Raw genomic sequence first — 13,087 nt, 5'->3', positions numbered from 1 at the left:
GGTTTGAGCGAACGGTTCGAGCGGGCGTTTTTTTGGGCAAAGCTGACTTAAACTTTGAGCATTTACTGTCTAAGCTAGCTTATTTACAGCCCTCCTCTGGCCGAATACTCTACTTTTGCTGTTAGCGCCAAGCAGCTTTTGGGTAAAGAATCTTTGACTATACTTAAGGCATTCATGGTGACTTCTCAGAAGGAACAAATTCAATCGCTGATCGCTGACATAGAACGGGCCTTGGGGGCACAGAAGCCAAGAACGCCCTGGGTGAAAGCCAGTGAGATTGAACCCCAGCGTCAGGCGCTCGCGCGAGCACAGACCTATTTGATGTCGCTAGAGCAGATGTTTGAAGTGCCCGGTGGGTGGGGGCCAGTCGATCCCAATACAGGACGGCTCGATGCTCAAGTGGACAATGCTTTGGCGGGGCGATCGCCCTATCAGACACTTGATCAATCCCTAGGATCGTCGTCTGCTGCTGCTTCGGTGCAGGCAAAAGGTAGATCCGTGGAAAGCGTTTCTGCGGATAGCGCCTCTGCAAGTAGCCCTGTCGATAGCGCTGCGGTCAAATCTGCTGAAGATTTGCTGCGGGAGCTACGAACCGAGATGAGATTCTTGAAGTCGAGCGCGTTGGAGCCGTTGCGCCTAGAAATAGACCGTTTGCAGTCGGCTAGAGAGGTACTGCAGCAAGAGGTTGAGACGTTAGAAGAGCAGCGATCGCAGGTTAGTCAGACGCTAGCTGAGCAGTTGGCCGAACAGACTAATGAGCGTCAAGCTGCTGAGGCGCGTAATCAGGAGGCGCGTAATCAAGAGGTGCGCCAGGAGATCGCTGAAGCGCAGCTCAATCAGTTTCTATCAGCGCTGATGGAGCGTTTGCAAGAGAACTTGTCTACACAGGTGACACAGACGCTAGTGCAGATGGAATCAGACCATGCCGCTGCGATCGCCGCGATCAAAGCCACCACAGAATCTGATCGATTGGCCTTACAGCCTAGCCGTGAGGCTCAGCTAGAAAAGATGCAGCAGCTTCAGTCGCGCTCCGATCAACTGCTAGTAGAGATTGATTCGACGCTACAACAGGCGTTTCAAACCCTGCAAAGCAATATCAGCGGCTATCAAACCTCGCTGAGCGAAGAAATTGAAACGACGCACAGCCTAGGTCGCCAAAGCGAAGAGGAGATGCGATCGCTTTGGCAACAGATGTTTGAAACGCTGCAAAGCAACATCAGCGGCTATCAAACCTCGCTGAGTGAAGAGATTGAGACTACACACAGCTTGAGTCGCCAGGGCGAAGAGGAGGTGCGATCGCTCTTGCAGCAGATGTTTGAAACGCTGCAAAGCAATATCAGCGGCTATCAAACCTCGCTAAATGAAGGGCTCGAAACGATGCACAGCCTAGGCCGTCAGGGTGAGGGATCTGTGCGGTTACTAAGCGAAGAGCTCGAAACGATGCACAGCCTAGGCCGTCAGGGTGAGGGGACTGTGCGATCGCTGAGCGAAGAGATCGAAACGCTGCAAAGTAATATCAACGATTATCAAGCCTCGCTGAGCGAAGAGCTTGAAACGATGCAGAGCCTGAGCCATCGGGGTGAGGGAGTTGTGCGATCGCTAAGGGAAGAGATCGAAACGGTGAAAAGCCTAGGCCGTCAGGGCGAAGAGGTAATGCGATCGCTCGTCGAGCGTCTGACTACACAGCTCGACCAGCTCGATCAAACGACTGCCTCTATGCCTGCTACGTCACCTCCTGCTACGTCATCTAATGATGCTTCAAGTGATACGTCCGTGTTGCCGATTACTGAGTTAGATGATGCAGAGCTAGACGAGCTGATGGATGAATTGTCAGATGATTTATTCACAGATGATCTTTCGATGCCAGAGCCAGAGCCAGCTGCGAGAACAGCCCCCGAGCAAGAATTCGATTTGGAAGAGGCTGGCTCGGAAGAGGTTGACTCAGAAGAGTCTGATACAGAAGCAGCTGATGTAGAAGAGAATAGCCAGCCAGAGATGGCTGCAGAAGATACTGAAGCTTTGCTAGTCGCCGCAAGTCCAGCCAGAGATACTGTGAATTCTCTCGATGAGATCTTGCCAGGTGAGCCTAACGTCAATGAACTAAATGCTGACGAATTAGACCCTGAAGCTAGCGACATCGATCCGACAACGTTCATCCGAGAAGACGGCACAATCGATGTTGACCTGTTGAAATTGGACGTTGATCGAAGCGATCAGAGCGCTCCTGTACCAGATGAGATTATGGTAGATGCTGCGATCGCAGACGCGCAGATAGCCGAAGCCGAAACTGAAGATCCTGAGATTGAAGCAAAAGTAATGCCCACAGCAGATGCTACCTTCCTAGCCGGGCTAACCATTGACGATCTGACTATCGATGATCTAGCCGTTGACGATGAATTGACCGCTGCCAAGGTGCCTGCGGATGACCTTCTTCCTCCAGCAATGGAGGCAACTAACGATTCTGATCAATCATCCGAGACAGCGTTAGGAACCAACAGCGCCGAGGCGCAATCAGCAATAGATACCTACGAAGCTGAAAACGATGTAGAGCTTGCCGCCGTATTACCTGATTTGGGTCCTCTTCTGCCGTCTGTCGCCATTCCAGCAATGTCGCCATCAGAAGACGTCTTAGAAGAGCCCGCCTCAGAAGAGACCGTCTCAGAAGACATCTCAAATAACGAAGACGATGAGCATGTAAATGCTGAAGAGATTGCACCTGAAGAACGCGCGCTCGAAGAAAGCTACCTAGGATTAGAGAGTCTTGAAGAAGAGCATGATAGTGCTGAAGATGAGTACATGAATGCCACGAGGGTGACTGAGCCAGCGACTGTAATCGCCGAGTCAGGAGTGGAAGAGCCCACAGTTGATACAAGTCAGCTAGTCGAAGATTCAGAGTCTTTTTCTCTAAATTCTCCTGACGCCGAGGAGACTCAAGACGATATGTTTCTACCTAATAGTTCTGACACTGCACTATCAGAGGGTCTACCAGAAGAGCTATCAGAAGATTTATTAGACACGTTAGAAGAAGACAATCAGGCATCAATCCGTAACGCAATTGATCAGATGTCATCGGTAGATACAGACGAGCTGGTGCCAGATTTAGAAGAGCCGACCGTTTCTTATCTGTCTGAAGACGCCTTGATCTCACGAGCCACTTCTATAACAACGTCTCTAGAACCAGCGCCTCTAGAATCAGCTTTAATTCCAGATGAACCCAATAACGAACTCACAGACACAGACGACCTTGCTGACGAACCTATAGACGAGGAAATTAGTCGCTCAGATCGAATCGAGCAATCAGGTGAAACTAATCAGCTGAATGAAATCGGCCTGGCAGAAGAGCCCGGTGTGGAAGAGCCTAATACAGAAGGGCTTAACAACGAGACTAACGATATAACCGAGGTTGTAGAGCCTGAAGACGGCAGCGGTCAAGTAGATAGCCAGCAAGTAGATAGCCAGGTTGAGTCGTATAGTGCCGAAGAAGCGCCAGTGAACGCTAGCACGTTCTTCGAAGAACATGACTTTGAAGAACGTGGCTTCGAAGAACATCAAGAGAGCCAGTCGGTCGAAGTTTTAGAGTCATCTCTGACACCGGACATAATCGATACCGACGAAGAGGTGCCAGACCAGCTTCCTCTGTTAGAAGAGAGCGATACGGCACTATCAGACGAGTTACAAAATGCGTTAGAAGAAGACAATCAGGCGTCGATACGAAACGCCCTCGAAGCGCCAGCGGTAGCTGAAGACGAGCTGGTTCCCGATCTAGAAGAACCAACCGTCTCAGAGCTGTCCGAGGATGTTTTTGTCTCACGCTCAAGTTCGCCTATTGCTTCAGAGTCTTTAGAGTCTGCATTGATTCCAGATGAACCGAACCCAGACGAGCCAATCCCAGATGAGCCAATCCCAGATGAGCCAATCCCAGATGAGCCAATCCCAGATGAGCCAATCTTAGATGAACTAAGTGGAGCGGTCGATGCTGCAGATTTAGATACTGCAGATTTAGATATTGCAGCACTAGAGAGCGATTCAGATGACCTGGAGTCGATGGCCATTGCAGCAGACCAGCCTGCCGCTGTCTCGGCTGAGGTCTCTACTGAGTCTTCCAACACCGAGTCCTCTACTGAGTCCTCCGATACCGAGTCCTCCGATACCGTCATGCCAATGCTGGTGGACGAGCCTGCCGAAGAAGTATCCGATGAAGAGACGCCTATTGAGGCAATGTTCGATGAAGAGCTACCTGTTGTAGAAATGTTCGATGAAGAGGTGCCTGTTGGAGAAATGCCGATAGAAGCTCTTTTCATTGAAGACTCTGCTTTCGAGGGTCTTTCTGTCGAAGGCTTACCTTCGACGGGTGTGACGGAACTGCTAGCTGACGATATGGAACTGCTAACAACGCTAGGACAACCTGAGACTGATAGTCCGGTGCCTCTATTTGACGATGACCTCGACTTCTTCGACATGAGTCAGTCTGTAGAAGATCGCCCTGCAGAAAATCAGCCAGCGGAAGAGCCGTCAGCAGCAGATTCGATGACAACAGTAACAGAAGTCTCACCATCAACTTCACTGGAGAATGAGTCAGAAAGCTCTGAAGAATCAGCAATTCCTTTAGAAGAAGATCGAGCGATTAGCCAGCTTACTGCTTCTGCCGAGCCACCAGCAGAGCTGCCATCTGCTGTTCCGGCAACTGCTTTACTAGTTGATCCGCCGATCGACCCAATTGATTCGCCCGAGCAGCCAGACAGTTCTCCGCAATCTGATAGTTCACAGCCGCCCTCAATAGAGCTGTCCGATTTGGCCGATGCTGCTGAGCTAGCGTCAGTAGAATCAGCCCAGACAACGGTCAAAGAGACTGCCCTTCAGCCGATTGATCACGAAGGGTTGACCTTTGACGACGAGGATAGACCGACAAACTGGTTTCTGAGTATCGACTTGGGGACGACAGGCATATCAGCGGTGTTGATGGAGCGGCGTACTCACCGTATGTATGAGCTGTGCTGGAGTGTGGCAGGCGATCGCGAGGCCAAACGCTTCCGCTTGCCAGCGGTGGCTGCTGTGAATACACAAGGGCCAACTGGGCAGCTAGGCATTGGTGTAGTGGGCCCAGCGGCGCTGCAGCAAGAGGATATGCCTTTGCTGCGATCGCTCAAACCGATGGTCAAAACTGGCATTCCTGATGATGTCTCAGGAGAGCCATGGATGCAGTGGTCTGATCAAATGTCGTTGCCACTACTATCTTTGCAAACAGCAATTTGCGATCTATTACGAACGCTGAGCCCTAGCCATATGAGCTGTCATGCCGTGGGGCTAAAAGATACCGTTTTGCGCCGAGCGCTGGCGAATTTACAAAGTGTGATCATCGGCTATCCGACCAACTGGCCAGATACCTATAGCTTTAATATTCGCGAGGCGGTGCTATCAACCAAGCTGGTGGCGAGGCCCGATCAGATTTTCTTTGTAGAAGATGCGATCGCTGCTTTGCTATCTGCTTTGCCAATGCCCGGTGTAGATGTCTCCAGCGATAATCAGCAGCCGGGTTTGTACAACTGCAACTGGAGCGGTGGTACCGTTATCGTGAGCGCGGGGGCAGCACTAACCGAAGTTGCGATCGCCGATCTGCCGAAAGATCTCACGCAGCTGAGCTATGCAGACTTTACTTCGCGCAGCTATACCTACGCAGGCGACGGCATAGACCAAGACATTATCTGTCAGCTACTACATCTGCCTATTCAAAATGAAGCGAGAGAGGACGAATCATCCGCTCAATTTTCTGCTAATGACTGGGAAAGTTTGAAGCTCGATCAGCTTCAGCTGCCTCGACCGGGTGAGGCCGATCGAATCATCCGTCACCGTCTGTATCAGCGATTGAACGATTCATCTTTAGGACGACAGGCCCTAGCCGCTGCTCAGGATCTAAAGATGATGCTGCAAGAAGATGAAGAAGTGGATGTGCAACTAGGCGATCGCACCTGGATTATCACGCGCAAAGATCTAGAGGCCAAGGTCTTCGCTCCCTATATTCAGCGCATCGATCGGTTAACCCGCGCCCTATTCGATCAAAAACCCCTCTCACCTCAGTCAATCAAGCAAGTTATTTGTACAGGGGGTGCCGCTTCATTAGGGACGATCTCCGACTGGCTTAGACAAAAATTTCCTAACGCTACCATTATTCAAGATACCTACGCTGGTGAGTACTCTAATAGCTGTAGTCGAGTTGCCTATGGTTTAGCGAATCTATGTCACTATCCTGCTGTTCTAGACACTACTCGCCATCGCTACAACGACTATTTCCTGCTGTTAGAGCTGTTACGCACTTTGCCAGAGCAGCCCTTACCGGCTGGTGGCATTATGCACCTACTGGCTCAGCGCGGTGTGGATATTCCAGCTTGTCAGGCGCATCTGCTAGCGCTGATCGAAGGTCGTTTGCCACCGGGTTTAGTGCCTACCGAAGGCGATCGCCCTTTGGTCAGCGCCCAAACCTCAGATATTGAGAACTACCGTCTGTTAGCAGAGCTGCCTTTACTGAGGAAACAGGGGGGACAAATCTATGTCGCCGATTTTGAGCAGGGTGAAAGACTGCGCTCTCACCTAGAGTCTTTACTATCGACTAAAGCTCAATCGCTAGATAAGCCGATGACAGCAGATTCTCTGACTGCTCAAACGGAGATCGAAAGCGTGGAAAAGAGACAGTAATGACTTACTACAGCTGGTCAGAAAGTCCTATTGGCGAGCTGCTGCTGACTTCTGATGGGCGATCGCTCACTGGCCTCTATCTAAAAGGGCAAAAGCACTTTCCTCTCATTACCACTGATTGGCAGGAACTGCCTGACGCAGCTCCCTTCGCTCGCACCTGTCAACAGCTGACTGAATATTTCAACAATCGCAGGCAACAGTTCAACCTGCCGCTTTCACCCAAAGGAACGAATTTTCAAAAGCAGGTTTGGCAGCATCTGTCTGATATTCCTTTTGGTAGAACGATCTCGTATGGCGAGTTAGCCAGGAGACTCGGACAGCCGAATGCCTCTAGGGCGGTAGGGGCTACCAATGGTCGTAATCCGATCTCTATTATTGTTCCTTGTCATAGAGTAATTGCCGCCAACGGTAGGCTCACTGGCTATGCAGGTGGCATTGAACGAAAACACTGGCTGCTGCAGCATGAGGAACCAGTGGCTCAGCTAGATCTGCTATATCAAGATACTTAGGTGAGCGCTGGTCCAAAGTACTCTGATACGAAGCTACCGTGTAAGCCATAGGGAATGTGATGCTTTAGCTTCAGCGTCGCGATGGGGCCGGGTGCGATGTCTTTTGCGTCAAAGATAGCGAGTTCGGTGCGATCGCCCGCCGCATTATAAATCCACAGCAGCACCCATCCATCATCTTCCACCTCGCTTCCCGGCCTTGCTACAAACAGTGGCTCTCCCCCAAATCCGCGTGGTGCCGCGCTCCATAGCTGCTCTTCTCCCGTTTTCATATCCCTTTTGATCAGGGCCTGCAGCGGCGCATTCTTGACTAGGCCATCTGTTGCACCCATAAATAGATAGCGATACTCCCTACCTACTTGCCTCGGATTTAGCGTCGGAAACTCGCAGGGCCGCTCAATCAATTTCTTCACATCTACTTTCTCTGTCGTCAAATCAATTGTGAATCGCCAGAGCTGACTAGCCGGTACATGATCAAAATCTACAGTGCTGTAATCTTCCGCATCATCGATGCTTGGGAAACTGTCATAACAAACCGAATCTAGAATCAGCTGATCGCCTTGCTCAAAGGCATTCGCGTGATGAAAGACAAAGCAAGGATCGGTATCGAAAAAGCGAATTTCATCCTTGCCATTGCGAGGGATCAAAACAATCTTGGTTGGCTGTTTTGAATCAAACTGAATGCATTCCGCCGCCCCCTTGAGGCCAAAAACAAACGGCAAAGGATTAAAGCCCACTGGATTTTGCACGAAGATGCAATAGTTTGGTGTGATTGCAAAGTCGTGGAGAAAGGCAAAGCCCGGTACGCTGTGCTTATGCTGATGAGCAAGCTGTCCGTCTGGTGTGAACTCATACAGACTAATCGTGCTAGAAAGTCCTGCTTTTACACCAAAATTAATCATCCGCTGTGTTCCTTCACAGTCTGGATCAAATTTCGGATGTGCGGCAAAGGCATCTCCTTTTTTCAACAAACCATCGAGATAATCAATCCCTATCGTTTCTAGCGTCTGCGGATCTAATCTATGGGGTTCTGCTGCTTCCCACAGAGCAAGTAGCTTATTGCCCCAGTACACGACATGCGTGTTCGCAATGTTCTTCAGCTTCAGATCAAAAGCGTTTGCTATCCATCCGCCCGGTTTTTGAGTCCCAAAAACACCTCGGTATTCAGGCTTACCACTTTTTTGCTCGGCGGTATATCCTTCAGTCTGCACAAATTTGTTGCGATAGAAAGCCTTACCGCCTTTAAAGGCAACCGAGCTGATCATGCCATCGCCGTCAAAAGGATGCTTCAGCCGATGGCCGTTGACATCTGTCAGTCCTGGACCGTTGCGAAACACTGTTCCTTCTAGATCCGCAGGAATCTCTCCTTCGACATTATCGATCCAGTAGGCAAATTCTTCTGGCTGGGAGCGGTAGCCACTTATCCAATCTTCACGAGTGTAAGAGAGTGTTTGGTTAGGAGCTTCGAGCGTTTGCATAGGTTGAAAAGGTTGAAAGTGATTGGAATATACGGTCGAACGAGAATCAGTATCTATCAGAAGATACTTGAGGCCGATTGTCTTATCTAAAACAGAAAGGTGTAAGCACTTTGTCCTCAGGTGAGATATCTAGAATGAGATCTCTAACGTGAAATGCCCAGCGTGAAATGCCCGACGTAAAATGCCTAGAGTGAAATATCTAGGCGAACATTGGCGTCGTCTGTCACCTCCGGCGTAGCAAGAACCAGCACCGAATCAGCACCGCCATCCCTGACTTCTTCGCTGCCCACAGCAGAGGCTGCTGGCAGTAAACCTAACAGAGGTAGCGGCAAGAGCGTAGTTAGATTAGTCAGCAGCACCAGCTGCCATAGGTTCTGAAAGTTGGTCTCGGTGATGCCAAGCTGATGAGTGAGCAGCGCCCCTAGCTCATGAGAGAGCAGCCCGGCCAGATTTACAACAGACATCAGCAGCGCAAACAGCGTTGCTTCTACACCAGCAGGGCACAGTCTGGCCGAAAGTACGAGCACAGGCATAAAGGCAATTTGCCCTGCTACAGTCAGCACCAAACTATCGCCCAAGCTAAACCACTGATCGTCTATGCCTAGGCTGCGGTTTGCGTGAGTCACCAGTAAAAGGGTGGTCATTCCCAGCGCTGCCGAGATGAGCGTAGACCAGCCAAAGATTTTACGAAAGGAGACTTCTTTGAGGAACCTTTGAAAAATCCAGATACCTATTAAAGACGCCAGGCTAGTGACCAGCCTGACTCGACCTAAAAACTCAGGCGCAAAACCTAGTTCATTGGTAGAAAAGAAGAAGAAGGCCGAATCAGCGGTAGGCGTTGCTTGCCACAAAAATAAGAACAGTGCTGGCATCCAGATGACTTTTTGGGAGACAGCCTGTTTCAACAGCCTGACTTGATTAATGACAACCTCAAGATTTGACTTCTCCGTGACGGGATCTTCTGCGATTAACCACGCCACGCCGCAGACAACCAGCGGAAAAGTTGCGGTAATGCCAAAAATAACCTGATTGCTAGTACGCTCTAACAACAGTCCGCCTAGGTAAGCGGTGATCACTCCACCTACTGCTGAGGCTCCCCAGGCTAGAGACTGCAGTGTGCCTACGTTTCCTTGATCTTCTTCTCTCGCACGTTCTACGACTAGCGAATCAACGATGACATCTGAAATCGCTACTGAGAGCGAGGTCAAGAGAATTGCTATCGTCGCGCTCAGGCCAGTATGAACAACAGTAGCTAGAGACAGCCACGCGATCGCCCCAATCACGCCAGACAAAATCAAATAGGGCCGTCGTCGGTATCGAAAGATTGGCAGCCCATCTGACAAAAAGCCGAAGACGGGTTTGATTGTCCACGGCAGCGCCGCAATGCCCATCAGCGCCGACACCTCTGCTGGCGATAGGGCAATGTCATCTTTCAAAAAAAAGCTCACAGCTAAACGAGCCAGTCCCAAAATTCCCTGGACAAAATACACGATTAAAATCGCGCTCAGCTCTAGCGTCAGTGGCTGACCTAATAGGATTCGCTTTTCAATAAAGCCTTTGACCCGCTGGCCTACTGAACGCTGGGTAGTCGAAGACGCTGACATGTGAAGAAGTGTAAAGTCTCTTCTATGATAGCTGGCTTCTTCGATTTGTTCTAAAAAGTCTCTCTATTGGTTGAGTGCTTGGCTCTGTAAGGTTATCAACGAAGAACTGATTCGCTGGTTGCTATAGCATTCCACACTCTGCCGTATAGCTTCGCTGTATATCAGTGCGATTTGAGATGATAGAAATAGTCTATCCCCGTAAAGCGTGTTATCTCATGCCCCTAATCAAAGTCCAAACCTCAGTAGAATCACCGGCTAAAACCACTGTCGAGGATCTACTCAAACAGCTATCAGCTAGCCTAGCTAAACATCTAAACAAACCCGAATCCTACGTCATGACGGCATTCGAACCTGGTACAGCAATGACCTTCGGTGGCACCAGCGACCCTACCTGCTATATCCAGATCAAAAGCGTCGGCACCATGGGTAGCGATAAAACCCAAACGATGAGTCAGGACTTTTGTGCCAAAGTTCAAGCTTCCCTTGGCGTTCCTCCCAACCGTACCTACATCGACTTTGCTGATTCACAAGGCGCAATGTGGGGCTGGAACGGGACTACTTTTGGATAGAGGCTTTTGGATAAAGGCTTTGGACTAAGAAGGTAGTGAGCCGTAGTGAGCTGTTTTGTTTGTCCAACGCAATAGAAAGCGCGTTGCAAGATCTTGCTTTCGACGGCTCACTTTCCATCTTTCTCTACCTACTGCCCCGCCCTACTGTGTCGTCGATCCTTCCTTTTGCTCTACCCCAAAATACTGATCTAGCACCTTCTTCACCATAGGCGCAGCAAAAGAGCCACCGCCGCCGCCAGAGTGCTCCCCAAAGGCAACCACTACGATCTCAGGATTCTCGTAGGGGCCATAAGCGCCAAACCAAGTGTGGCTTTTTCTAGGCTGGGCTTCGGCTGTTCCGCTTTTGCCCGCAATCGGGGGGAGGGCCGGATCGTTCACGGCTCCCCCTGTGCCTGCGGTTACCACCTGACGCAGACTCTCTTCTAATACTTTTACGGTGCTGGGCTTCATGCCTATAGAGGTTCGCCACTGTTGAGGATCTTGCTCCTCGTCCATGACGAAGTGCGGGGTGACGCGATCGCCTCCATTGGCCACAACTGCAAACATCACCGCTATCTGCAAAGGCGTTGCCAGTACATTTCCTTGCCCAATCGAGGAATTGATCGTATCGCCTAGATACCAGGGCTCATCTAGAACTTGACGCTTCCAGGCTTCGTCGGGCACCAGCCCTTTATCTTCCTCATCGCCTAGCTCAATCCCAGTTAGCTCTCCTAACCCATAGTTATGCATCCACTCTTGCAGGCTTTTCTCACCCACGCCTCTGCCGATCTGATAAAAGAACGTGTCGCTACTCATTGCCATCGCCCCCCTAAATCCCAAAGGCCCAAAGCCGGCATTGTTCCAGTCCCAGAACTGAATACCGCCAATAGTCAAAAATGGATAGGTTTGCAGCACAACATCAGGGGAGAATTTACCTGATTCCATACCCGCCGTTGCGGTTACTACCTTGAATGTACTAGCAGGCGCATAGGCACGCATAGCCCGGTTTACTAAGGGATAGCCGTTTTTCGTAATTTGCTCCCACTGGGCTTGAGTAATTCGAGTAGAAAAGATATTGGGATCGAAGGTAGGTCTGCTGACCATCGCTCTGACTGCGCCGTCACGCGGATCGATCGCCACGATGGCACCTATGGTGTCACCGAGCGCTTCTTCTGCCGCCCTTTGCAGCTCTAAATCTAAGGTAATCTGTACGTCTTGACCAGATATCGAAGGCTTTTCACCAATGATACTGAGTACGCGGCCACTGCTGTCCACTTCTACTTGCTGGCCGCCCCACTCCCCACGTAGCTGAGACTCTAGAGCCTTCTCTAATCCCAGCTTACCGATGACATCCCCTAGTCGATAGCCTTCTTCTTTGAGTGTTTCTAGCTCAGCATCATTGAGCTCACCGGTATACCCTAAGACGTGGGCAGCTAAGTCCCCACGAGGATAGTTACGAACGGCTTCTGCTTCTACGCGAATGCCGGGTAGCTGGTTTGCGTATTCTGCGAGTGCAGTGGTTTGAGCAGAGCTTAATCCTCGCGCAATTGGCACAGACTTATTGAGGTTATAGCTACTTTGCGCTAGGCGCTCGTCTATTTCTTCAACTGGCACATCTAATATCTGCGCTAGGCGCTCGATGACTTCCCTTTTGTCCGCATTTTCTTTGGGAAGTGCGATCGGCCAAATAGAAACGGAATGAGATAGCCGTGAACCCACTAAAACTTCACCGTTACGATCAAAGATGGTTCCTCTAGCGGGTCGCCTGGGTAATAGCAGGACTCGGTTATCTTCAGCTAGCTCACGATTGCGCTCTCCCTGAACGATCTGAAGATAGGCCAAACGACTGCCAATGCCCCCAATCATCGAAAGGCTCAGCAGTAGCATGATCACAACTGACTGGTATTGACGACCAACCGTACGTCCGCTTTTCTTTTCGCCAAAGCTAGATGAGCTAAAACTAGAGGTTGTGCGCTGAGAAAAAGCCATACTATCTTAGGGCCGTAAACTAGAGCTACTCTACAGCTTAGCTACTATGTACTTTAATTGTGCTGCCTATTTTACCTGTGCTTTAGCTACCTAGAACTTTCTAGGGCTCCTAGATACACAGCGTTCTAATTATCTGAAGTCCTAGTTGTCCAAAGCTCTAGGCCGTGGTGGTGTAGGAGCGGGCGCTGGAGCTGGAGCTGGAGCTGGCGGCGGCGGCGCAGCGGTAGGCGGTAGTGGAATAGGAGCCGCAGGTGGCGGCGGTGGTGCAGGGG

Annotated in this window: 6 protein-coding genes; 3 read left to right on the top strand and 3 right to left on the bottom strand. The window is 50.5% G+C overall.

All coding sequences use genetic code 11. The features are described from left to right. Positions 1-174: 174 nt before the first annotated feature. Entirely contained in the window at positions 175-6,690 is a 6,516-nt protein-coding gene (locus IQ256_RS14540; RefSeq protein ID WP_193856269.1) for a hypothetical protein, read from the top strand. After that, the gene (locus tag IQ256_RS14535) at positions 6,690-7,199 is read left to right on the top strand and encodes a methylated-DNA--[protein]-cysteine S-methyltransferase (RefSeq protein WP_193856268.1); all 510 of its coding nucleotides are present in this window, start codon (positions 6,690-6,692) and stop codon (positions 7,197-7,199) included. Before IQ256_RS14540 ends, IQ256_RS14535 begins: the two co-directional genes overlap by 1 nt. Here the strand turns inward: IQ256_RS14535 and IQ256_RS14530 are convergent. Then, a complete protein-coding gene (locus tag IQ256_RS14530) occupies positions 7,196-8,674 on the bottom strand; it encodes a carotenoid oxygenase family protein (protein WP_193856267.1) in 1,479 nt (492 codons plus the stop codon). The two genes, IQ256_RS14535 and IQ256_RS14530, sit on opposite strands and share 4 nt — an antisense overlap. 185 nt (positions 8,675-8,859) lie before the next feature. Continuing rightward, positions 8,860-10,278 (bottom strand): folate/biopterin family MFS transporter, encoded by a 1,419-nt coding sequence (locus IQ256_RS14525; RefSeq protein WP_193856266.1) that lies wholly within the window; start codon positions 10,276-10,278, stop codon positions 8,860-8,862. 215 nt (positions 10,279-10,493) lie between these two features. Between IQ256_RS14525 and IQ256_RS14520 the strand changes: the two genes are divergently transcribed. Further along, positions 10,494-10,847 carry a phenylpyruvate tautomerase MIF-related protein gene (locus IQ256_RS14520; RefSeq protein WP_193856265.1) on the top strand — a complete coding sequence of 118 codons (354 nt, stop codon included), beginning with the start codon at positions 10,494-10,496 and terminating at the stop codon, positions 10,845-10,847. Positions 10,848-10,988: 141 nt separating this feature from the next. On the opposite strand, the gene mrdA is transcribed toward IQ256_RS14520, so the two are convergent. Further along, positions 10,989-12,815, bottom strand: a complete 1,827-nt coding sequence (gene mrdA, locus IQ256_RS14515) for a penicillin-binding protein 2 (protein WP_193856264.1) — start codon at positions 12,813-12,815, stop codon at positions 10,989-10,991. Positions 12,816-13,087 lie beyond the last annotated feature (272 nt).

The organism is cf. Phormidesmis sp. LEGE 11477 (assembly GCF_015207105.1).
Lineage (GTDB): Bacteria > Cyanobacteriota > Cyanobacteriia > Phormidesmidales > Phormidesmidaceae > Phormidesmis.
The sequence above is the reverse complement of the archived record's forward strand: the minus strand, read 5'-3'. Positions and strand labels throughout refer to the sequence as shown.